The organism is Zoogloea sp., from assembly GCF_041914405.1.
Classification (GTDB): Bacteria; Pseudomonadota; Gammaproteobacteria; order Burkholderiales; family Rhodocyclaceae; genus Zoogloea.
The window spans coordinates 1-21,057 of record NZ_JAYSDK010000031.1; the positions used below are offsets into that span (position 1 = coordinate 1).

Sequence of the window (21,057 nt, forward strand, 5' to 3'; positions counted from 1 at the left end):
GAAGTCGTCGGCCCCGCCGGCCCGACCACCGCCACCCGCATGGACAAGTTCACCCGCATGATGCTCGAGAAGACCGGCCTGATCTCCATGATCGGCAAGTCCGAGCGCGGCCCCGTGGCCATCGAGGCGATCAAGGACAACAAGTCCGCCTACCTGATGGCCGTCGGCGGCGCCGCCTATCTGGTGGCCAAGGCCATCAAGAGCGCCAAGGTCGTCGGCTTCGCCGACCTGGGCATGGAAGCCATCTACGAGTTCGACGTGCAGGACATGCCCGTCACTGTCGCGGTGGACTCCTCCGGCACCAGCGTGCACAACACCGGCCCGAAGGAATGGCAGGCCAAGATCGGCAAGATCCCGGTCACCGTCGCCTGATCACGCCCCTGCGCAGCCCCCAAGCCCGGCCGTCTGGCCGGGCTTTTTTTCGGTCCGCACAAAATCCTTTGGCATAATCCGTACTCTTTCCGGAAGCCGCTGCCGCGGTGCCTCAGCCATTCCCCATGTTCCGCAAGCTCCGCATCGCCATCCTGCTGTTCATCCTAGCCAGCGTCGCTGTCGGCAGCTGGAAATCCAGCGCCCGCAGCACCGCATGGGATAGCACCCTGCATGTGACGGTCTACCCGATCGCCGCCGACCCTTCCGATACGAGCCGGCGCCTTGTGGCCGACCTGAAGTCCGAAGACTTCGCAGCCATTGGCGACTGGCTGGAAACGGAGCTGCATCGCCTCGGGCGCCCCCTGCTGCGGCCAGTAGCCATCAACCTGGCCCCGCCGCTCGCCAGCCTGCCGCCCCCGTTTCCGGCCGGCGGCAACGCCGTGGCGATGATGAGCTGGAGCCTGCAGCTGCGTTTCTGGGCCTGGCGTCATGACGCTACCCCCGGCCCACGGCCGGATGTGCGCCTGTTCCTGCTCTACCACGACCCGGCCTTGACGCCGTCGCTCGACCACTCAGTCGGCCTCGAAAAGGGCAAGCTCGGCGTCGTGAAGGTCTTCGCCAGCCGCCGCGAGCGCCAACGCAACGCAGTGGTCATCGCCCACGAGTTGCTGCACACCCTCGGCGCGACGGACAAGTACGACCTCCACAGCCTCACCCCCCAGTTTCCGGCTGGCTACGCCGCCCCCGGGCAGCAGCCGCGCTATCCGCAGACGGCAGCCGAGATCATGGCCGGCCGCATTCCCCTCAGCGCCGAAGAGGCCCGGATCCCGGACAGCCTGGCAGAAACCCTCATCGGCCCCCAGACGGCCCGCGAAATCGGCCTCTGAACGACGCGAACGGCATCACACACTGTGCCGATGCCATATTTCAGGCCATGCGACGCCATATTTCACGCCCTGGAAGCCATAAATGGCTGTCATTTAAACGCTTTGTGATATTAGTGTCGGCCTGATATCCGTTCCTCGCTCTTGTCCGTGTGCCTGGCGTCCGATGCACGTTGAAAACTCATTTCCCCCCCTCTCATCCCGCCCCCAGGATCTGACCCGGGCCTTTTACTGGCTGGGCGCACTGACGCTGCTATACGCCATGCTCTGGCTGCAAGGCGACCTCGATCTGGGGCTGGGGCACTACCTTCCGTTGCACGCCGCCATGGAAACGGCATCGATCATCGTGTCGATGCTGGTCTTCGGCATCGCCTGGAACGCCCACTCCCATGCCCGGCCCGGCAATGTGGTCCTGCTCGGCACGGTCCTCCTCGGCACCGCACTACTCGATTTCGGGCACATGTTCGGCTATCGCGGCATGCCGGACTTCGTCACCCCGTCCAGCCCACAGAAAGCCATCGTCTTCTGGCTGGCCGCCCGCGTGCTAGTCGCCGCCGGCCTGCTGATCGTCGCCACCCGCCCGTGGCAGCCGTCACTAGGCAGCCTGCACCGCTTCGGCCTCCTCACCGTCGTGCTCGCCTATGTCGGCGCGGTGTACGGTCTGGAATTGTTCCATGCCGCGAGCCTGCCGACCTTCTTCGTCCAGGAGAGCGGCCTGACCCAGCTCAAGATCGTCAGCGAGTATGGTCTGATCGTCCTCTACGGACTCGCCGCCCTGCAGTTCTACCGGCAGGCCCGCCGTGGCGCCGCCCACAATGCGAGCGACCTGTTCGCGGCAGCTGCGATCGCCGCACTGTCGGAACTGTGCTTCACCTTGTATGCATCGGTCAGCGACGTCTTCAACTTCGTCGGCCACATCTACAAGGTAATCTCCTACGGATTCATCTACCGCGCCGTGTTCGTGGACAGCGTGCACCAGCCCTTCGCCGCCCTGAACCGGGCGCTGGCCAAGGAAAAACTGTGGGCCGCGGAACAACACTCCTTCGTGCGCACCCTCGACATGCTCGACGAGGCCGTGCTCGAACTGCTGCCGGACGGGCGCATCGCCAGCGCCAACAGCGGCTGGTGGCAGCTGACCGGCAATGCGCCAGGCCGCGGCCCGCTGGCCGACGCGATCCACGGGGAGGACCGGAACGCCTTCCTGAAATGCCTGGCCGACCTGCAGAACGGCCGCAAGGACGAGTTTCATGGCCGCTTCCGCATCATGGCCGAAGCCGCCTACGAACAATGGATGGAGTGCCGCTTCGTTGCCGAGCGCAATGAACAAGGCCAGCTGGTCGGCATCCGCGGCGTACTGCGGGACATCACCAAGACCTACCTGCAGGAGCGCCACATCGCCCACATGGCGCTGCACGACGCGCTCACCGGCCTCCCCAACCGAGTGCTGCTGGAAGACCGCATCAAGAAGACCGTCCAGCTGGCACGGCGCACCAATTCTCGGGTGGCGGTGTGCTTCATCGACCTCGACCACTTCAAGAACATCAACGATGCCTACGGCCACAAGACCGGCGATGCGCTGCTGCTGGGCATGGCCAAGGCCCTCGAAAAGAGCCTGCGCGATGGCGACACGATAGCCCGCTGGGGGGGCGACGAGTTCGTGGCCCTGCTGCCCGGCCTCGCCAACGCCGAAGACGCTCGCAACGTAGCGCGCAAGCTGGTCAGCGTCATGCAGCAGACCTATGAACTGGAAGGCCAGCCCATCAACGCCACCTTCAGCATGGGCATCTCCCTTTTCCCGGACGACAGCGACAGCGTGGACACCCTACTGGCCCACGCCGACCGGGCGATGTTCTACGCCAAGTCGCAGGGACGCAACAACTTCCAGATGTTCTCCGACATGTCGGCCCGCGGGCTGGGCAAGAAAGAGCTCTACATCCAGTCGCGGCTGGCCCAGGCGATCCGCGATGGGGGCATCACCAGCTGGTTCCAGCCCCAGTTCGCCGCCACGCCCAGCGCCGACGGTACGCGGCAGCTGACCGGCGTCGAGGCGCTGGCCCGCTGGCGCGATGCCGACCTCGGCTGGATTTCCCCCGGCACCTTCATCCCGATGGCGGAGACCCTCGGCCTGATCCACGACCTCGGCCAGCTGGTGCGCCGCCAGGCGCTGGAGCAGTTCGCCCAGTGGTACCGGCTGCGCCCCGACATGCAGCTCTCCCTGAACATTTCCAAGCGCCAGCTGTTCGCCCCCGATTTCGTCGATCTGTTGCAGGCCGACACGGCCCGCTACGGGCTGCCAGCCGCAGCCCTGATCCTGGAGGTGACCGAATCGGTGGCGCTGATGGAAGTGGAGTCCGCCGAGGAGCGCCTGCGCCAGCTGGTGCAGGCCGGCTTCACCCTGTCCATCGATGATTTCGGAACCGGCTACGCGTCCCTGTCCCAGCTCCACGAACTGCCGGTGGGCGAACTGAAGATCGATATCTCCTTCGTGCAGCGGGTACACACGCCGGATGGCCTGCGCATCCTGCAGGCCATCGTCAACCTGGCGCGCGCCTTAGGGCTGCGCACGGTTGCAGAGGGCGTCGAAGACGAAGCCACCGCCTCGACGCTGCAGCAGCTGGAAGTGGACGTCCTGCAGGGCTACCACCTGGGCAAGCCCTGCCCGGCAGACGAATTCGAGAAGCTTCCGTTCTTTGCCGCCAACCCGACGGGCAGCCCCGCGATGGCCGCCAACGGCTGAGCGCGGATCGACTGCCCGCGTTGGGCTTCAGCGGATGATCTCGATGATCTCCACGCCCATTTCGTAAAGGCCGGCCTGCTCGAGGCCGTGGCAGCGCCGCACCCGCACCCGGGCGTGCAAGGGCATGTAGGTGCCGCCGCTCTCCGGCGGCAGCACGGCGACCTCGAAAACCTCGTCCATTCGCGGCACATGGCTGGAATGGATGGTCATGCCGCCGACGCCCAGTTCGACACAGATCCCGACGACGGTCGGCCCGCCGCCGTACGGCCTGATACCCACCTTGCAGCCCAGCGGAATGCGGCGCTCCTTCCGCCTTTCGGTCATTCGGTCCATATCAGCAAATTCCAGCGGTCGAAGCGCGCACCATACGAAACTCGGCCGCGTCCCGCAAGGCTCACAGACGCTTGCAGGCAATCTGGTGTGACGCTTATCTCACCGGCAGGCCGGCCGCGGGGCCCTCTCGGACCAGACGCAGCTCACCATAGGCGACCCGCTGGGCGAACGGTCGGGTGCTTTCGAGCCCCTCCTGCCAGGAAATCACCTCATAGGCGCGAAAGCCGGGTTGCCCGGCCAACTGGGCCGCACGGCGCATGAAGACCTGGCGTGCCTCGCCATCACCACCGGAATGAATTGCCTTCAGACGCAGGGCCAGCAGGTAGCGGTCCTCCCCCTGACGGGCTTCCTCGATGTTCCAGTTGGGCGCGAAAGGATCGCTGACCACGTAGAAGATCACCGCACCGGCCACCATCGGCGCCTTCAGGTAGCCGGCGTTGGAAGCCACCAGGGCCGCCGCCGGCAGGAGCGCCCACTCCTTGGACGGCGTGCTGCCGCAACCGGCGAGCACGAGGCTCAGGCCGAGGGCGAGCAAGGAACGCCGATAGACCCGCATCCGCTTAATTAATGTAGTTGAAAAGTGACAGGTTGCTGACCTTGATGAAGCTCTGCTGGGCCGCCTGCAGGTAGATCTGTTGTTGGGACAGGTTGCTCACCGCGGAAGCATAGTCGGCGTCCTGCAGGCGCGACAGGGTTTCGCTGTACTGCAGGTCCAGGCTGCTGCCGATGTTCTGCTGTGTTTCCACCTCCAGCATGCGGGAGCCGACACCGGCCTGCACCCGCGAAATGCTGTCCTGCGCCGCATCCATGCCGGCAATGGCCTGGCGCCCGCCGAAACGGGTCACTGCCGAGTTGCCGGACTGCAGGGCCGCCACGAAATTGCCCATCACGTCGAAGGCACTGGCCACCGTGCCGACTGAATAGCTATCGCCGGCTGCCGCGGCGCCGCTGAGAGTCATGCTCACGCCGCCGAAAGTGAGGGTCGTGTCGGAGCCGTTAACCGTCACGGTTGGCGTGATCGGCGCGGCATGGGTGGGATCGGCGGTCGAATCGAAGACCTGGTAGGTCGGGCCCGCACCCACGCTGATGTCGTAGCTGTGGCCGTTGTAGGCGTTCAAACCCAGGCCGGAAACCAGCGCCGTGCCGGTGTTGCCAGCCGAGCTGAGCGCAAAGGCCGAGCCTGCCGGTGCGCGCAGGACGTTGAAGATCTCGTCGCCGGAGCTGGTGATCGGCAGGTTGCGCGACGAGGAGATCTGCAGCGTGCGAGCCCCCTGGTCGCCCTGGTAGGTCATGCCGGTGGTCAGGTTGCCGACGAAAGGCTGGGTGTTGCTGGTGTAGCCACCAAAGATGTATTCGCCGGTGGAGTCCTGGCTATTGGCAATACCCTGCAGCGCGGAATACTGCTGGGTGATGTCCGCAGCGATACTGAGCTGCTCGCTGTTGGTATAGGCACCATTGCCGGATTCGACGGCGCGGGTACGGACGTAGGTGACGAGATCGGTGGCGGCGCTCAGCTTGCTATCCACCAGCTTGAGCTGGTCGGTCGCATAGCCTTGGTTGGAGGTGTACAGCGCATTGACGCTCTTCGACTGGGTGACTTCCAGCGCCCGTGCCGACGCGACCGGATCGTCCGACGGTGCCAGTACCCTGCGCCCGGTGGCGACTTCCTTCTGGCTCTTGAGCAGCTGGCTGTTCTGCGACTGGATCTGCGCGACGCCGCTTTCAAAGATCATGCCGGTGGTGACTCGCATGATGGCGCTCCTTACTGGCCGAGGGCCAGCACTTGATCGAAAAGTTTGGAGGCAATGGTCATGACCTTGCCTGCCGCCTGGTATGCCTGTTGATAACGGATCAGATTGGCCGCTTCTTCATCCAGATTTACGCCGGCCACCGATTGCTGGGCTTGGACGGCCTGATCCACCAGGCTTTTTTGCGCATCGCTGTTCACGCTGACCTCGCGGGCCTTGTTGCCAACCGCGCTGACGAGCTGGGCATACACCGACTGGAAGGTGGCGGACGGCTGGCCACTGGCGGAGAGAAGCAGCTTGCTGGTCTGCAGATTACCCAGTAGCACCGCGTTGCGGCTGTCCGACACGCCGCCGGCGTTGGGCGCGAGCGTAAACGTATCGTTGGTTTGCGGGGCACCGTTCATCGCGAAGGAGACGCCGCCGAAACTTACCGTCATCCCGCTCGTGTAGGGGATCGAGGCGACCGGCGCCGCCACCGTCACCGCGGTGCCACCCGCCGGCGTGTAGGTGACCGGGAGGCCGGCCGGAAAGCCGCTCAAGGCACCGCCCGAGTAGGTCAGCTTCAGCGGTGCCGCCGGCGTGCCGAAGCTGGCCAGATTAGCCGTGCTCGATACCACCGGCGCCGTGATGCTGGCCGAGCCCAGGTTGCCGCTGGTGGCCGATGAGGTAACCGGCGCCGCGGCGGCGATCATGCGCGTATCGGAAATGGCGACGTTGATGTTGGCCGCGGCGTTACGGGTGGGCTGGATCACGAAGCTGTCGCCGGGCTTGGAGGTCGCCGGCGGCGTGATCGACAAACCGACCGTCGCGGGGCTCACCGACATGCCGTCCGAAAGCCGGGTCAGCGAATAATTGCCGACAGCATCGGTAAAGACCAGCTTGTAATCATCGCCGGTCAGCTTGGATACGTTACTCAGCTGCACCGTCGGCGGCGTCGTAGTCGCGCTGGAGTCGCTCAGCACGGTGACGGCGGGCGTCGTGAAGAAGGACGTCCCCAGGTTGCCATTGAGATCCTGGCCCAGCGCGTGCTGGGCGTTGAACGCAGAGCTCAGGCCGACGGCGATCAGGCCGAGCTGGTTCTGCGTCGCGTCGAGCGACTCGGAGCGCATCGCCAGCAGGCCACCCAGCTTGCCACCGCCGAGCAGGCTCTCGGGCACCGTCAGCGGGGCACCGCTCTGGGTGATGATGTTTACGTTGAGGCGCGATGGATCGGTGGTGGACGGCCGGGCTTCGAGCTTGGTGGCATTGATGCCAACCACCAGCGGCTGACCGGTGCCGATGAAGACGGACATGGAGCCATCGCTGGCCGTGGTGGTGGACACCCGCACCAGCTGGTTCAGCTCCTTCACCAGCTGGTCGCGCGTGTCGAGCAGATCGTTGGCCGGCTGGGATGAGCCAGCCTGCTGGGCAATGGCGATCTGGCGATTGACGTCGGCGATTTCCTGGGCGTAGGTGCTGATCGACGTGACGGTGTCCTTGATCTGCCCTTCGACGCCGGAGCGGATGTCGTTGAGACGGGTCGCCAGGTTCTGGAAACGATCCACCAGGCTCTGGGCGCTGGAGATCATCGACTGGCGGGCCGGGATGCTCGACGGGTTGGCGGCCACTTCCTGCACGCCCTGGAAGAAGGAGTCCACCGCCGGCTCAAGGCCTACCGTGGCGTCCGCCAGCATGTTGTCAATCTGGCTGATCTCGACGCTGTAGGCGTTGTACTCGTTGTACTTGGTATCAGCGGACAGCACCTGGTTGGTCAGGAAGCTGTCGTAGGCCCGCTTGATCGTATCGACCTTGGTCCCTTCACCGAAGAAGCCAGCGCCGCTGAACATCGCCGGGTTGGTGCTCTGGACCGTCGACTGGCGGCTGTAACCGGCCGTTCCCGCGTTCGAGATGTTGTGGCTGGTCGTGATGAGCCCCGCCTGGGCGGCGTTGAGTCCGGTGAGGCCAATGTTGAAGATGCTGCTGCCCATGATCCGCGTCCCTGATTCGGAGGTATCTACGGCAGACTACGCAAGAACTTTGCCAGCAGTGAACCGGCAAACGGCGCCGCTCAGGCGCTGGGCACTGCCCCCGCGCCGAGGGCGACCCTCAGGGTATTGCCGTTAATGATGCGGGCCAGCTTGTTCGCGTATTGCGGATCGGTTGCGTAGCCGGCCTCCTGCAGGCCGCGGGCAAAACGGGTGGCATCGGTCTGGCCAACGACCGCGGCGTAGCGGGGATTGCCCGCGATGAGACGCGCGTAATCGCGGAAGGACTCTTCATAGGAGGCGTAGGCCCGGAAACGGGCGCTCTCCGCGGTCGGCTGGCCATTGCGGTGTTCGGTGGTGGAGGTATTCACGGTCCCTCCCGCCCAGTTCCGTCCAGCCTTGATGTTGAAGAGGTTGTAGCTGGGCGTGCCGTCCGCATTCTTCAGTTCGTGCTTGCCCCAGCCGGTCTCGAGCGCCGCCTGGGCGACCAGGAAACGCGCGGGGATGCCGGTCGCCTTGCTGGCCTCGACGGCTTGCGGCCAGACCTTGTCGACAAAGGCCCGGGCCCGACTGCTACTCGCCATGTCCGACAGTTGCGGAGCAGTGCCGCCGACGACACCAGCGGCCGGCAAGGTTACGGCAGAATTTGCCGCAGCATTGCCGCTACCGCCGTCCTTTGCCGGAGGCGGCAGCGCCATATCGAAACTGCGCCGGATCGACGGCTCCAGCGGCACCGGGCCGTCAGGCAGGCTCACTGGCTCCCGCCCCTGGCTCATCTGCCGCTCGATGACCTTGGCGAGGCCGAAGCCGCGCCCGCGGGCGGACAGTTGCATGGACATCTGCTGGTCGAGCAGGGACTGGTACATGCGCGTCTCTTCGCTGTCGAACATGCCGCCCTTGGGCGTCGCATCGCGCATCGACTTCATGACCTGCTGCACGAACAGCGCTTCAAACTGGCGGGACGCCTCCTTGATGGCCTCCGGCGAATTGTCCTTCGACAAGCGCTTCAGGCCGGACAGCGCATTCGGGTCGAGGGCGTTGATCTGGCTGAAGTCGGCCATCAGATCACCTCAAGCTCGGCGCGCAAGGCCCCGCTGGCCTTCATTGCCTGCAGGATGGCGATCAGTTCGAGGGGGTTGGCGCCCACCGCGTTGAGAGCCTTGACCACATCGGCCAGGTTGGTGCCGGCCTTGATGTTGAAAAGGGTGCCGCCTTCCTGCTTGATATCCACCGAACCCTTGTTGGTGACCGCGGTCTGACCGCCGGCCAGCGGGTTCGGCTGGCTCACTTGCTGATCGTTATTGACCGTGACGGTCAGACTGCCGTGCGCAACCGCGCAATTCTGCAGGGCGACCTTCTGGTTCATAACCACCGAACCGGTACGCGAATTGACGATCACCTTGGCCGCCTGCACCGCCGGCGTCACGTCGAGGTTCTCGAGGCGGCCAAGGAAGGCCACCCGCCGGTTGGGATCTTCCGGCGCAAGCACCTGGATCTGACGACCGTCGATGGCCTGAGCGGCACCGGGGGCAACGCGGTTGATCGCATCGACCACATTCTGGGCAGTGCCAAAGTCGGCTTCATTGAGCTCGACAAAGACCGAATCCCCCTGCCCCACCGGACTGGCCACCGCCCGCTCGACCGTCGCCCCGCCCGGGATGCGCCCGGCTGACAGGTGGTTGACGGTCACTTTCGCGCCGCCCGCCGAACCGCTGGCTCCGCTCACCGCCAGGCTGCCCTGGGCCATCGCGTAAATCTGCCCGTCTGCCCCCTTCAGCGGCGTCATCACGAGGGTTCCGCCCTTCAGCGAGCGCGCATTGCCCATCGACGAGACCGTCACGTCGATCTGCTGCCCTGGCCGCGCGAAGGGGGGCAGGCTGGCGGTGACCATCACCGCCGCCACGTTCTTGAGCTGCAGGGACTGCCCAGGCGGCAACGTGACGCCCAGGTTGCCGAGCATGTTGATGATGCTCTGCACCGTGAAGGGCGTCTGGGTGGTCTGATCGCCCGAGCCATCGAGACCGACCACCAGGCCATAACCGACCAGCTGGTTCTGCCGCACACCGCCGATAGAGGCCAGATCCTTCAGGCGCTCGGCCTGGGCCGGAACGCCCACGGCCAGGCTCGCCACCGCGGCAAGGGCCAGGCACAGACGGGAGAAGGAAGACATCGTTCAAGCCCCTCAGAAAGGCATCACGTTCACGAAGAAACGTTGCAGCCAGCCCATGTTCTCGGTTTCGTCGATATAGCCGTTGGCCCGGTACTCGATGCGCGCATCGGCCACCTGGGTGGATTGCACGGTATTGGCGCCGGTCACGTTCACCGGATTGACGATGCCGGAGAAACGGATGAATTCATTGCCCTGGTTGATGGCGATCTGCTTCTCGCCGGACACCAGCAGGTTGCCGTTGGAGAGCACCTCGATGACCGTCGTGGTGATCGTGCCGGTGAAGGCATTGTTGGCCGCCGCATCGCCCTTGCCGCCGAACTTGCTGGCATCCGAGGCGGTTGCGCCGAGCCCGTTGAGGGCACCGGCCAGCGGCACCTTGGCGAGGCCGGACAGCGAGGCGCTGAGGCTGGCATTGCGCTCCGCATTGGCCGACGACTTCTTGCTCGCTGCGGTCTGCTCGACCAGGTTGATGGTGATCACGTCGCCGACGAAGCGGGCTCGCCGGTCCTCGAACAGCGGGCGCGAAAAGCTCGGCTGGAAGATGGAGCCGCCCTGGGAGGCCTGGGCCGGACGCGCTTCCGGACGGATGGTCATCGGTTGATGGACGGCTGTCGGCGGGGTGCTCTGCAGGGCGGCGCAACCGCTCAGCCCAGCCAGCAGCAGCACGGAAAGGGGACGAGACAGGGACACGATCAATCTCCGCGGTGCAGGACTTACAGGGAGGTCAGCTTGCCGAGCATCGCGTCGGACGTGGAGATCGCCTTCGAATTGAGTTCGTAGGCGCGCTGGGTCTGGATCATCAGCACCAGTTCCTCGGCGACGTTCACGTTGGAGGATTCCACGTAGGTCTGGTTGAGCACACCGACGCCGTTGGTGCCCGGCGTGTTCGGATTGGGCGTGCCGCTGGCAGCGGTTTCCAGGAAAAGGTTTTCGCCGATGCTCTGCAGGCCGCCTGGATTGACGAAACTGGCCACCTGGATGTTGCCAATCTGGGACGGCGCAGTCTGGTTGGGCAGTGTCACCGACACCACGCCATCCTTGCCGATGGTCAGGGACAGGGCATTCGAGGGGATCGTGATGGCGGGCTGCAGCGGGTAGCCGCTGGAGGTTACGACCTGCCCGTTGGCGTCCTTCTGGAAGGCGCCATCCCGGGTATAGGCCGTGGTGCCGTCCGGCAGCAGGATCTGGAAGAAGCCCTCGCCGTTGATCGCCACGTCCAGCGCGTTGCCGGTCAGGGTCAGCGTTCCCTGGGTGTGGTTGCGCTCGGTGGCAATCGGCCGCACCCCGACGCCGAGTTGCAAGCCCGACGGAATCGTCGTCTGCTGGGTGGACTGGGCTCCCGGCTGACGCAGGTTCTGGTACAGCAGATCCTCGAAGACCGCCCGCGAACGCTTGAAGCCGTTGGTCGAAACGTTGGCAAGGTTGTTGGCGATGACGTCCAGCTGGGTCTGCTGGGCTTCGAGGCCGGTGGCGGCAGTCGAGAGGGAACGAATGAGCATGGCGGGCTCCTGGGTATCTGGTTACTGCGGCGACAGGATCGACCGCCGCAGTGGATTCGATACTAGACTGAGCAAGAGGTGTTCCAGCTCCGGAGCAGACAGGGAAAGCCCCGCCTATTCCGCCCCGCCCGGCGCCGCTCAGCTCTTCGCCAGGAGCTGGGTGGCAGAGCGGTCCATTTCCTGGGCGGTGCTCAGCATCTTGGTCTGCATTTCGTACTGGCGGGACAGGGAAATCATCGAGACCATCTGCTCGACGACGTTCACGTTACTGCCTTCCAGGTAACCGGCGGCAACCTTGACGGCAGGATCTGCCGGTGCCTGGGCACCATTTGCCAGGCGGAACAGGCCGTCTGCGCCGCGCTGCAGATCCTGCTCTGGCGGATTGACCAGCTTCAGTTGGTCCACCGCGCTGGTGTTGTTGCGCGAACCCGAGCGCTGCACCGTGGACAGCGTACCGTCGGCGCCCAGTTGCACTTCCACGTCCGGCGGAATGGTGATCGGCCCCCCGTTGCCGAGGACCGGCAATCCGTTGCGGGTCTGCAGGATGCCGTTGGGGCTGACTTCGAAGCTGCCATTGCGGGTATAGGCTTCGCTGCCGTCCGGCAACTGGACGGCAAACCAGCCCTTGCCCTGGACCGCCATGTCCAATCCGCGCCCGGTGCTCTGCAGGGTTCCTGCGGAAAGGTCGTCCGATACGCTGGCGTCCACCACAAAAGCACGAGTCGGCAGTTGCGCGTTCTGCACCGGCACCGCGCGCAGGCGGTGCAACTCCGCCTTGAAACCGGTACTGGTGGCGTTGGCCAGATTGTGGGAAACGGACGCCTCCTGCCCCATCGTGGAGGAGGCGCCGGTCATGGCGGTGTAGATCAGACGGTCCATGGCTTGCCCCGCTCAACTCATCAACGCAGGTTGACCAGGGTCTGCAAGACCTGGTCCTGGGTCTTGATGGACTGGGCGTTGGCCTGATAAGCGCGCTGCTGGGTGATCATGTTGACCAGTTCTGCGGTGAGGTCCACGTTGGAGTCTTCCAGGGCGCCGGACTGGATCACACCCAGCACGCCGGTACCCGGGGCATTGGGCTGCTCCGGACCGGAGTCGTTGGTGGACACCCACTGGTTGCCGCCGACAGACTTGAGGCCGTTGGGGTTCTGGAAACTGACCAGGAACACCTGCCCCATGACCCGCGACTGGCCATTGCTGAAGTTGCCCAGCACCGTACCGTCGGCACTGACGCTCAGGCCGGACAGCTTGCCGGTGGTGAAACCGTCCTGGGTCAGCTGGTTGATGCCGTAGCTGTTGCCGAACTGGGTCGTGCCATTCAGATCGACGTCGAAGGTCAGCTGGGTGGTGGCACCGGTGGTGATGTCGTAGGCGACCTGGACCTTGGAACTCGGACTCTGCACATAGGCCATCTGCGTCGGATTGGCCGGATCCTTCTGGTAAAGGCTGGTGCTCTGGAACACCCCATTGCTGTCGAAGCTGACCGACATCCAGCGGTTTTCAGTGGTGGTCGGATTCAGCGCCTTGGCATCCGCATTGATCTGCGGCGGCAAGCCGTCCAGGCTGCTGTACACGTCCCAGGTATTGGCCTGGGCGGTCTTTACGAAGTACAGGGACTGGGTGTGCGGATTGCCGAGGGAGTCATACACAGTCTGCGAAGTCGAACTGGTGTAGCTGCTCGGGTCATTGATGCTGAAGTTGGCATTGCTGCCCGCTGTCGTCGTCGTGGGCAGCAGCGTGGCCGGCGTGCCGGTGACGGTGATGCCGGACAGGCGACCGGTCCGCGCCGACGTGAAAGTGAGGGCCGGGGTGCTGTCACCCGCCACCTTGATGCGCCCCTTGAGCGCGCTCTGGTCGATGGCCGTCTGGATCGCCGCAGCCAGAGAACCCACGTCGGTATAGGTCCCGGCCGGCATGGTCACCACCGTCGAGCCGGTTTCACCGTCGAGTTGGAAAGTCAGCTTATCGGTCGCCGCCAACGTAAAGGACGGAGTCGCACCAGTCAACGAGGCGATGGCCGCGCTCTTGCCCGACGCAGCGGTGAGGGAGGTCGGCGTGGCGGAACGGGAATCAAGGTTCACGTTATAGCCGGCGCTGCTGGTCGCCTGGGGCTTGGCGTCGCTGAGATTGAGCTTGAGGTCGCCGGTCGCACCGGTCAGGACACCGTTCGCGTCCGCCACCTTGCCGGTCAGACGCAAGCCCTGGGAATTCACGATGTAGCCGTTCTTGTCGGTCTGAAACTGACCATTCCGGCTGTAGGTGATCGCACCATCGTTGCTCATCCGGAAGAAGCCCTGGCCATTGATCGCCAGATCGAGGCCATTGGTACTGGTCGTGATGTTGCCCTGCCCGAATTGCTGGGCCACCTTGGCGACCTGGGCGCCGATACCAACCTGGGTCGCACCACTGGCCAAGGAAGCCGCAAACACGTCGGAGAACTGGGCAACGGCCTGCTTATAGCCGACGGTCCCGGAGTTGGACACGTTGTTGCTGATCGCATCGAGGGCCTTGGACGCAATCGAAAGGCCACTCAAACCTTGTTGGAATCCCATTTTCGTCTCCGCTTACAGAATCTGCTTGATGTCGGACAGGGCGACGGTCCCGCCCGACCCCACGTCCAGCGACACGCTACCGGTGCTGGAGCGCAGCACGCTGTTCACCGTGGTCAGGGTCAGCGCGGTCGGCTTCACGTCGGTATCACCGCGGGTCGCGCTCACGCTGACCGTGTACTTCCCGTCGGCCGCAACGGCGCCATTGTTGGTCTTGCCATCCCACGCAAAGTTATAGACGCCCGCCTCGTCGACCGCGCCGAGCTCCATCTTGCGAACCTCGATACCATTGGCATCCTTGATCGTGACCGTCACCTTGTCGGCAGCGCTGGCGACCTCGAAACCACCATAGGCCTTGCTGCTCGACAGGGCCAGGGTGTTGCCGGAGACCATTACGCCCTTGCCCACCAGCGCTGCAGCCTGCAGGGCATCGCTGGACTGGGACTGATCGAGCAGGGAGGTCAGCGTCGCGTTGAGCTTGTCGATGCCATTCACCGTGCTGATCTGTGCCAGTTGCGACGTCATCTGCGCGTTGTCGGTCGGATTGAGCGGATCCTGGTTCTTGAGCTGTTCGGTGAGCAGCTTCAGGAAACGGGTCTGCGCATCGTCGGTCTTGCTGGTGGCCTTCGAGGACTTCTGCAGCCCGGCCAGCACATCGGCAGCGGTAGTCGAGGTCGTGGAATTGACGGTACTCATCATCGTGCTCCGTTACGCTTACTGACCGATGGTCAATGTTTTTTCCATCAGGGACTTTGCGGTCCCCATCACTTCCGCATTGGTCTGGTAGGCCCTGGAAGCGGAGATCATGTTGGTCATTTCTTCGACGACATTCACATTTGGGAGCGCTACATAACCTTCCGCATTGGCCGCCGGGCTCTTCGGATCGTAGGTCATTCGCATCGGCGCGGCGCTCTCCACGACCTGGGTTACGCGCACGCCCTGGGCGCCTGGGCCCGCCATCGGCGTCGCCGCGAACACGACCTGCTTGGCCTTGTACGGCTGGCCATTGCTGGAGGTGATGCTGTCGGCGTTGGCCAGGTTGCTGGCTGTCGTATTGAGACGCAGGGACTGCGCGGTGAGCGCACTGCCAGCCACGTGGAAGACATTGAGCATGCTCACGAACGTTCTCCTTACTGACCCTGGATAGCTTGCTGCATGGAGCGCAGCAGGCCGTTGATGAAAGTCACGCTGGCCTGGTACTGGACGGAATTTTCGGCAAAGGCGCTGCGCTCCACATCCATGCTGACCGTGTTGCCATCAATGGCGCCCTGCTCTTCCGTCCGGTACTTGAGGTTGCCATCCAGCCCCTGCTCCCCGCTGCCCGCCAGGTGACGGGCCGAGGTCGTAGCCATCGGCAGCCCACTAGACTTGCCTCCCAGCGCGCCGTTCAGCGCCTCCCGGAAATCGATATCACGTGCCTTGTAGTTGGGCGTATCGGCATTGGCGATGTTGGATGCGATCACCTGCTGGCGATAAGCCCGCACGTTCAACGCCGTCTGATGAAAGCGCAATGCGTTGTCCAGTCGATCAGCCATTCGATTCACCCCTAAAGTTCGTTTCCGTCGGTGCCGATACACTGTCTGTCACTCAGGGCACCACGGTTTTCGTGCATTTCAATGCAGCTTCCGTGCCAAGCACTCTACGCCGTGAAGCCCCCCTTTGATGGCTCAAACAAGCGGTGAATCCTTCTTCAATTTGAATGGCGCGCACTCCCCTCCGGTCGCAACGGCAAACTTTGCCGCTCGAACCGGCAACTAACGCCTGCCGCCCCACTGCACCGGAAAAGATCTGCGGATTTTTCGCACTCTTCCGGCCGACGTGGTCGAATGAGGACATCCGTCCAATCCCTCAGCCAATGAAGTCCGCCCTGCTCCGTTTAATCCCCGCACTGGCCCTGCCCGTTCTGCTCATCGCGCCACCGCCGGCCAGCGCCCGCCAGGATCCGGCCCCGGTACGCGCCGAGGTCGCACGTTTCCTCAACATCCAGAGCCGCAGCCTGCCGGGCGAGGTCAGCGTCCAGGTGGGCGACTTCGCCGCCGACAACGTGCTGCCCCCCTGCGTCCAGTTGGAGGCCTTCCTGCCCCCCGGGAGCCGACAGTGGGGCCGCCTGACTGTCGGCGTGCGCTGCCTCGCACCGAGTGCTTGGTCCGCCTACGTTCCTGCCGAGGTCCGCGTACGGGGCGTCTATCTGGTAACGGCGATCCCTTTGATGGCTGGCCAGATCGTCGGGCCCGACGACCTCCGCCGCGAAATCGGCGAACTGAGCGCCCAGGCGGCGGACGTGCTGACCGACCCATCCCAGGCCGTGGGCCATGCCGCCCGCATCTCCCTTGCCGCCGGCAAGCCGCTGGCCGCCAGCAACCTGCGCCTGCCGCCGGCCGTCGTCCAGGGACAGCCGGTGAAGGTCATTTCGCGCGGCCCCGGCTTCCAGGTCGCCAACGACGGCACCGCCCTCAGCACGGCCTCCGACGGCCAAGGCGCGCAGGTCCGGCTGAGCACCGGCCAGGTCGTGCGCGGCGTGGCCCGCAATGGCGGATTCGTCGAGATCATCACGCCATGACATTCGCACTCATGCCACTCGTTCAGGTTAAAGTTTTGCTCCGACGAGTCGTAGACCGAGACGAATTCTGGAAGAAAGGACAAGACCGTGAAGATTGAAAACTCAGTCAAAGCGACCGGTGGCCTGCCGTCCAACGACGGGCGAACCCGCGCGACCAAAGACACGCCCCGAACCCAGGCGAACAGCGGCGACACCGACAAGGTCGAGATTTCCTCCCTGTCGTCGCGACTGCAACAGATGGAAGAAACCATTGCCGGCACCCCCGTCGTGGACAGCGCAAAGGTCGACGAAATCAAGCAAGCCATGAGCGAGGGACGCTTTAAGGTGGATACCGGCAAGGTTGCCGACGGGCTGATCGAAAGCGTGCGCCAGATGCTGGCCTCCCAGACCGGACGCGCCTGATAGAGCATGGCCACCGTCGATCAGACCTTCGTTCACCGCCTTGCCGTGCTGATCGGCGAGGAACGTGACGGCCTGCAGAAATTCATCGCCTTGCTGCAGCAGGAAGAGGCCTTGCTGATAGCCGGCAAGATCGACACCCTGACCACCCTCGCGGAAGAGAAGACTGCGCTGTATCGCGCACTGCAGCGCCTGTCGGACGACCGGACGGTGATGTTTGCGCGGGTCGGCGCCCGGGTCAGCAATGAGAACATCCGGCTCGCCCTTGGCAGCCTGCCGGACGCGCTGACGAGCTGGGACGAGGTGATCGCCCTGGCCACAGAAGCGAAAGAGCGCAATCGCGTCAATGGCCAGTTGATCCGAGACCGCCTGCAAAACAACCAGCAGGCCCTCACCACGCTCCTCTCAGCTGCCGAGCACCCTCAGATCTACGGCCAGGACGGCCAATCACGCCCCACTGGCGGCGGCCGCCATCTCGGTTCGGCCTGAGCGCCACCCCTGGTCACCCGATCCGTTCAGCGCCGGCCCCCGCCGGCAACGGCCTCCGGTGCCACAGCCCCCGGCGCTGCAGCTGGCTGCGGAGGGGTAGCGTTCTGCGGCAGGATGGAGTCCGCCACCCCCGACGCCCTGACTGGCTTGTTTGGCTCCGGCTCGGCCACCCGCGATTCGATCAGGATGGTCACCCGTCGATTGCGGGCGCGCCCATCCGGCGTAGCGTTGTCCGCCACTGGACGCTGATCGCCATACCCGGCCGCAGTCAGACGGGAAGGCAGTACACCACTCTCGACGAACAGCCGCACCACGCTGGAGGCTCGTACCGCAGACAGCTCCCAGTTGGACGGAAACATCGCCGTCGCGATCGGCGTCACATCGGTATGCCCTTCCACGGTGATCGGAAACTCGGCGGCGGCCAGCACCTGAGCCACCGCGCGCAGCGCCCGCACCGCCTCGGGCCCGAGCTGGGCGTAGCCCGGCGCAAAGAGGACGCTGGCGTTGATCTCGACGGTGATGCCGAAGGCACCCTCGGTAACCCGCACCTGGCCATCAGCTACCAGCGGGGCCAGCACCTTTCGGATTTCCTCTGCCATGTTGCGTACCCGCTCAGCCTTCGAACGGCGCGCCTCGTCGGTCTCGCCCGCGGCGTTGGGCGGTGGCGTGGTGCTCGGGCGGATCGACTGGATCGGGTTCGAGACGATGCGCGGATTTTCGCTGTTGGCGATATTCCGGAAGGCGTTCACCACCGAATCGGACATGATCCGGTACTTGCCCTCGTTGAGCGACGACAGGGAATACATCACGACGAAAAAGGCGAACAGCAGGGTGATGAAATCGGCGTAGGAAACCAACCAGCGCTCGTGGTTCTCGTGCTCCTCCTCGCCCTTCCTGCGCCGCGCCATGGTCTATCCCACGTAGCCGCTGAGCCGGCGTTCGATGATGCGCGGGTTGTCACCATTGGCGATCCCGACCAGTCCGTCGAGCAGCATCTCGCGCATGGAGACCAGCGTACCAATAACGGCCATCAGCTTCTTCGAGACCGGCAGGAAGATCAGGTTGGCCGAGCCGACCCCGTAGATCGTTGCCACGAAGGCGACCGCGATCCCCGAGCCGAGACGGGACGGATCGGACAGGTTCTCCATCACGTGGATCAGGCCCATCACCGCCCCCAGGATGCCTATCGTCGGTGCGTAACCGCCGGCCGCCTCCCAGACCTTGGCCCCCTGCTTCATCTGGGCTTCCCAGGTATCGATGTCCACCTCCAGCACTTCGCGCAAGCGCTCGGGCTCGACCCCATCGACCAGCAGCTGCAGGCCCTTCTGGATGAAGGGGTCCTCCAGCGCAGGGATCTGCGCCTCCAGGGACAACAAGCCTTCCTTGCGGGCCACGTGACTCCACTCGACGATCTGGGCGATCAGCTCGGCATGGTTGAGCGCCGGCGGAACGAAGACCCAGCGGATCATCCGCACGCCGGTCCGGAATACCTGCAGTGAGCTTTGCAGCATGACAGCCCCGAGGGTGCCGCCGATGACGATCATGAAGGCCGTGGGCTGGATCAGCGACCCAACATGCCCCCCCTCCAGCACCTGGCCAATGAGAATTGCCGCCAGGGCAAGGGTGATCCCGATAAGACTGATGCTATCCATGCGTGCCCTCTGGCCGTCGTTCAGGGTGCCGCCGGCCGGCGGCCGCGGCCACGACCTTCACCCTTGGCCTTCGCCATGCCCTGCGCAGCCCCCGAAATACGGGCACGCAGGCGCGCGATCGCCTGGCTGTGCAACTGGCACACCCGCGACTCGGACACGCCGAGGACTTCGCCAATCTCGCGCAGGTTCATGTCCTGCTCATAATACAGGCCCATCACCGTCTGCTCCCGCTCCGGCAGGTCGTCGATGGCCCTCACCAGCACGTCACGCATGTTTCCCTCGAGCAGCAGGGTCAGCGGATCGTTGCCTTCCAGCGTGATGTGGCGCTCGAGATAATCGTCCTCACCCTCTCCGGTGAAATCCTCGAAGTACACCAGTTGGTAACCACGGGCCTCCTGCAACATGTGCTGGTAGTCGGAGAGAGGCAAGCCCAGAGAGTCGGCCAGTTCCTTCTCCGTCGGCGGGCGCCCATTCTGCTGCTCAAGCTGGTGGACGGCCGCCTCGATACGCCGCATGTCGCGCCGCAGGCTGCGCGGCAACCAGTCGTTCTCGCGCAGCCCGTCAAGCATGGCGCCCCGGACGCGCTGCACCGCGTAGGTCTCGAATTGCGCCCCCAGGCCTTCCTCGTAGCGGTTGATCGCATCGAGCAGGCCCAGCATGCCGTTCTGGATGATGTCCTCCACCTGGACGCTGGCCGGCAACTTGGCCATCAGGTGATAGGCAATACGCTTGACCAGCGGCGCGTACTGGACAACGAGTTGCTCTTTATCGAGGGTGCCGGAGGCGGTGTACATCTTTCATCGGCTTTCTGATCTGGGTTTCCGGGGCCGTCCGCATGTTACGAGACCCCCACCGGCAAGGCTACGCTTCTCACGGCCCCGTGCGACACAATCCACACCCACTCCCCTTTAGCCGGCCAGGCCGGCGCCGGCCTGGGCCGACCAGGCGCGCAGGCGACGGATGAAGGCACTGGCCCCGTCGGCGGGGTGGCGCGCACCGAGGGGCGTCGTCATCGCCTCGGCCAGCGGATCGCGCCCAACCTCGCCGCGCCATACCAGCGGCAGGCCGACGTGACGGGAACTGAAATCCTGCAGGCTTGCGAACAGCGCCGTCGCGTCAGCCCGGTCGCGAGCGCCGCTGACGGCGATCTCCAGCGAGCCGGCACCGGCCGCGGCCAATCCCTTGATCCATTGACAGGCTCCGCGCGCGCCCACACCACTCGCCTCAACCACCAGCAGGCGACGCCCGGCGGCACGGGCAAAGGGCGTCAGACGGCGGGCATCGCCGACCGTATGGATGGCCAGTAGGTCCGCACGGCGCTGAAGTTCGGCAATCCCGACCTCCAGCCGCTCGTGATGCCCCGCCCCGAGGAGCGGAACCGCCTGCACGGTGGCCGCTGCCGGCACGACCCACAGGCCGTCAGCCACCTCGCGCATCGTTTCAGAGACTTCATGCTGGCCCTGCAGCGCGCCGAGCAAATCGCCTCCTTCAGGAAAACCAAAAGCAGCCAGCAAGGAGCCCCGCTCGGGCGCATGTTCGTCGATCGCAACCACCCGCCGGGCACCATCGGTCAGCGCCAGCAGAACCTGCACCGCCAGATCGCGAGGCGAGCGTCCGGAGGCGAACAGCGCCACCACGGGGGACGGTGTACGACGGAAAAGACGACGCAGGCCGGCAGCCTGATCGGATGCGTGCAGCATC

Annotated in this window: 23 protein-coding genes; 6 read left to right on the top strand and 17 right to left on the bottom strand. The window is 64.8% G+C overall.

Annotated elements, in window-relative coordinates:
- The 3 genes from ACE3RX_RS17225 to ACE3RX_RS17235 all read left to right on the top strand — a co-directional run.
- Positions 1-372 (top strand): fumarate hydratase C-terminal domain-containing protein (locus ACE3RX_RS17225; RefSeq protein WP_374486211.1); only part of this gene is annotated, 372 nt, incomplete at its 5' end.
- A 125-nt stretch (positions 373-497) separates the two neighbouring features.
- Positions 498-1,259, top strand: coding sequence for a hypothetical protein (locus ACE3RX_RS17230; protein WP_374486212.1), 762 nt, complete (start codon positions 498-500; stop codon positions 1,257-1,259).
- A gap of 259 nt (positions 1,260-1,518) precedes the next feature.
- Positions 1,519-3,993, top strand: a complete 2,475-nt coding sequence (locus ACE3RX_RS17235; RefSeq protein ID WP_374486213.1) for an EAL domain-containing protein — start codon at positions 1,519-1,521, stop codon at positions 3,991-3,993.
- Between the two features lie 27 nt (positions 3,994-4,020).
- On the opposite strand, the gene ACE3RX_RS17240 is transcribed toward ACE3RX_RS17235, so the two are convergent.
- From ACE3RX_RS17240 to flgB, 13 genes are all read right to left on the bottom strand, one after another.
- Positions 4,021-4,317, bottom strand: coding sequence for a PilZ domain-containing protein (locus ACE3RX_RS17240; protein WP_374486214.1), 297 nt, complete (start codon positions 4,315-4,317; stop codon positions 4,021-4,023).
- A 103-nt stretch (positions 4,318-4,420) separates the two neighbouring features.
- Positions 4,421-4,861, bottom strand: coding sequence for a hypothetical protein (locus ACE3RX_RS17245; protein WP_374486215.1), 441 nt, complete (start codon positions 4,859-4,861; stop codon positions 4,421-4,423).
- Positions 4,862-4,886: 25 nt separating this feature from the next.
- Entirely contained in the window at positions 4,887-6,077 is a 1,191-nt protein-coding gene (gene flgL, locus ACE3RX_RS17250) for a flagellar hook-associated protein FlgL (RefSeq protein WP_374486216.1), read from the bottom strand.
- 11 nt (positions 6,078-6,088) lie between these two features.
- Positions 6,089-8,041, bottom strand: coding sequence for a flagellar hook-associated protein FlgK (gene flgK, locus ACE3RX_RS17255; RefSeq protein WP_374486217.1), 1,953 nt, complete (start codon positions 8,039-8,041; stop codon positions 6,089-6,091).
- 80 nt (positions 8,042-8,121) lie between these two features.
- The gene (flgJ, locus tag ACE3RX_RS17260) at positions 8,122-9,099 is read right to left on the bottom strand and encodes a flagellar assembly peptidoglycan hydrolase FlgJ (RefSeq protein ID WP_374486218.1); all 978 of its coding nucleotides are present in this window, start codon (positions 9,097-9,099) and stop codon (positions 8,122-8,124) included.
- Positions 9,099-10,208 carry a flagellar basal body P-ring protein FlgI gene (locus ACE3RX_RS17265; RefSeq protein ID WP_374486219.1) on the bottom strand — a complete coding sequence of 370 codons (1,110 nt, stop codon included), beginning with the start codon at positions 10,206-10,208 and terminating at the stop codon, positions 9,099-9,101. Before ACE3RX_RS17265 ends, flgJ begins: the two co-directional genes overlap by 1 nt.
- Before the next feature lie 12 nt (positions 10,209-10,220).
- Positions 10,221-10,898, bottom strand: a complete 678-nt coding sequence (locus ACE3RX_RS17270) for a flagellar basal body L-ring protein FlgH (protein WP_374486220.1) — start codon at positions 10,896-10,898, stop codon at positions 10,221-10,223.
- A 23-nt stretch (positions 10,899-10,921) separates the two neighbouring features.
- Positions 10,922-11,707, bottom strand: a complete 786-nt coding sequence (flgG, locus tag ACE3RX_RS17275; protein ID WP_374486221.1) for a flagellar basal-body rod protein FlgG — start codon at positions 11,705-11,707, stop codon at positions 10,922-10,924.
- 138 nt (positions 11,708-11,845) lie between these two features.
- Positions 11,846-12,586 carry a flagellar basal-body rod protein FlgF gene (gene flgF / locus ACE3RX_RS17280; protein ID WP_374486222.1) on the bottom strand — a complete coding sequence of 247 codons (741 nt, stop codon included), beginning with the start codon at positions 12,584-12,586 and terminating at the stop codon, positions 11,846-11,848.
- Between the two features lie 20 nt (positions 12,587-12,606).
- Positions 12,607-14,259, bottom strand: coding sequence for a flagellar hook protein FlgE (locus tag ACE3RX_RS17285; protein ID WP_374486223.1), 1,653 nt, complete (start codon positions 14,257-14,259; stop codon positions 12,607-12,609).
- A 12-nt stretch (positions 14,260-14,271) separates the two neighbouring features.
- Positions 14,272-14,952 (bottom strand): flagellar hook assembly protein FlgD, encoded by a 681-nt coding sequence (locus ACE3RX_RS17290; protein ID WP_374486224.1) that lies wholly within the window; start codon positions 14,950-14,952, stop codon positions 14,272-14,274.
- 18 nt (positions 14,953-14,970) lie between these two features.
- Positions 14,971-15,375, bottom strand: a complete 405-nt coding sequence (flgC, locus tag ACE3RX_RS17295) for a flagellar basal body rod protein FlgC (protein ID WP_374486225.1) — start codon at positions 15,373-15,375, stop codon at positions 14,971-14,973.
- An 11-nt stretch (positions 15,376-15,386) separates the two neighbouring features.
- Positions 15,387-15,791, bottom strand: a complete 405-nt coding sequence (gene flgB, locus ACE3RX_RS17300; RefSeq protein ID WP_374486226.1) for a flagellar basal body rod protein FlgB — start codon at positions 15,789-15,791, stop codon at positions 15,387-15,389.
- 320 nt (positions 15,792-16,111) lie between these two features.
- On the opposite strand from flgB, the gene flgA reads away from it, so the two are divergent.
- The 3 genes from flgA (at position 16,112) to ACE3RX_RS17315 (ending at position 17,704) form a co-directional block, all read left to right on the top strand.
- Positions 16,112-16,816, top strand: a complete 705-nt coding sequence (gene flgA / locus ACE3RX_RS17305; protein ID WP_374486227.1) for a flagellar basal body P-ring formation chaperone FlgA — start codon at positions 16,112-16,114, stop codon at positions 16,814-16,816.
- Positions 16,817-16,903: 87 nt separating this feature from the next.
- The gene (gene flgM, locus ACE3RX_RS17310; protein WP_374486228.1) at positions 16,904-17,218 is read left to right on the top strand and encodes a flagellar biosynthesis anti-sigma factor FlgM; all 315 of its coding nucleotides are present in this window, start codon (positions 16,904-16,906) and stop codon (positions 17,216-17,218) included.
- A gap of 6 nt (positions 17,219-17,224) precedes the next feature.
- Positions 17,225-17,704, top strand: a complete 480-nt coding sequence (locus ACE3RX_RS17315) for a flagella synthesis protein FlgN (protein WP_374486229.1) — start codon at positions 17,225-17,227, stop codon at positions 17,702-17,704.
- Positions 17,705-17,730: 26 nt separating this feature from the next.
- On the opposite strand, the gene motD is transcribed toward ACE3RX_RS17315, so the two are convergent.
- From motD to ACE3RX_RS17335, 4 genes are all read right to left on the bottom strand, one after another.
- Positions 17,731-18,612: a flagellar motor protein MotD gene (gene motD / locus ACE3RX_RS17320; RefSeq protein ID WP_374486230.1), complete on the bottom strand. Its 882-nt coding sequence runs from the start codon at positions 18,610-18,612 to the stop codon at positions 17,731-17,733.
- Between the two features lie 3 nt (positions 18,613-18,615).
- Positions 18,616-19,356 (bottom strand): flagellar motor protein, encoded by a 741-nt coding sequence (locus ACE3RX_RS17325; protein ID WP_374486231.1) that lies wholly within the window; start codon positions 19,354-19,356, stop codon positions 18,616-18,618.
- Between the two features lie 20 nt (positions 19,357-19,376).
- Positions 19,377-20,150, bottom strand: coding sequence for an RNA polymerase sigma factor FliA (locus ACE3RX_RS17330; protein WP_374486232.1), 774 nt, complete (start codon positions 20,148-20,150; stop codon positions 19,377-19,379).
- Between the two features lie 114 nt (positions 20,151-20,264).
- A complete protein-coding gene (locus tag ACE3RX_RS17335) occupies positions 20,265-21,056 on the bottom strand; it encodes a MinD/ParA family protein (RefSeq protein ID WP_374486233.1) in 792 nt (263 codons plus the stop codon).
- Position 21,057: the final 1 nt, after the last annotated feature.

Coding starts and splice junctions, on each gene's coding strand:
- ACE3RX_RS17230 (WP_374486212.1), top strand. CDS start 498: ATGTTCCGCAAGCTCCGCATCGCCATCCTGCTGTTCATCCTAGCCAGC.
- ACE3RX_RS17235 (WP_374486213.1), top strand. CDS start 1,519: ATGCTCTGGCTGCAAGGCGACCTCGATCTGGGGCTGGGGCACTACCTT.
- ACE3RX_RS17240 (WP_374486214.1), bottom strand. CDS start 4,317: ATGACCGAAAGGCGGAAGGAGCGCCGCATTCCGCTGGGCTGCAAGGTG.
- flgL (WP_374486216.1), bottom strand. CDS start 6,077: ATGCGAGTCACCACCGGCATGATCTTTGAAAGCGGCGTCGCGCAGATC.
- flgK (WP_374486217.1), bottom strand. CDS start 8,041: ATGGGCAGCAGCATCTTCAACATTGGCCTCACCGGACTCAACGCCGCC.
- flgJ (WP_374486218.1), bottom strand. CDS start 9,099: ATGGCCGACTTCAGCCAGATCAACGCCCTCGACCCGAATGCGCTGTCC.
- ACE3RX_RS17265 (WP_374486219.1), bottom strand. CDS start 10,208: ATGTCTTCCTTCTCCCGTCTGTGCCTGGCCCTTGCCGCGGTGGCGAGC.
- flgG (WP_374486221.1), bottom strand. CDS start 11,707: ATGCTCATTCGTTCCCTCTCGACTGCCGCCACCGGCCTCGAAGCCCAG.
- flgF (WP_374486222.1), bottom strand. CDS start 12,586: ATGGACCGTCTGATCTACACCGCCATGACCGGCGCCTCCTCCACGATG.
- ACE3RX_RS17285 (WP_374486223.1), bottom strand. CDS start 14,259: ATGGGATTCCAACAAGGTTTGAGTGGCCTTTCGATTGCGTCCAAGGCC.
- ACE3RX_RS17290 (WP_374486224.1), bottom strand. CDS start 14,952: ATGAGTACCGTCAATTCCACGACCTCGACTACCGCTGCCGATGTGCTG.
- flgB (WP_374486226.1), bottom strand. CDS start 15,791: ATGGCTGATCGACTGGACAACGCATTGCGCTTTCATCAGACGGCGTTG.
- flgA (WP_374486227.1), top strand. CDS start 16,112: ATGAAGTCCGCCCTGCTCCGTTTAATCCCCGCACTGGCCCTGCCCGTT.
- ACE3RX_RS17315 (WP_374486229.1), top strand. CDS start 17,225: ATGGCCACCGTCGATCAGACCTTCGTTCACCGCCTTGCCGTGCTGATC.
- motD (WP_374486230.1), bottom strand. CDS start 18,612: ATGGCGCGGCGCAGGAAGGGCGAGGAGGAGCACGAGAACCACGAGCGC.
- ACE3RX_RS17325 (WP_374486231.1), bottom strand. CDS start 19,356: ATGGATAGCATCAGTCTTATCGGGATCACCCTTGCCCTGGCGGCAATT.
- ACE3RX_RS17330 (WP_374486232.1), bottom strand. CDS start 20,150: ATGTACACCGCCTCCGGCACCCTCGATAAAGAGCAACTCGTTGTCCAG.
- ACE3RX_RS17335 (WP_374486233.1), bottom strand. CDS start 21,056: ATGCTGCACGCATCCGATCAGGCTGCCGGCCTGCGTCGTCTTTTCCGT.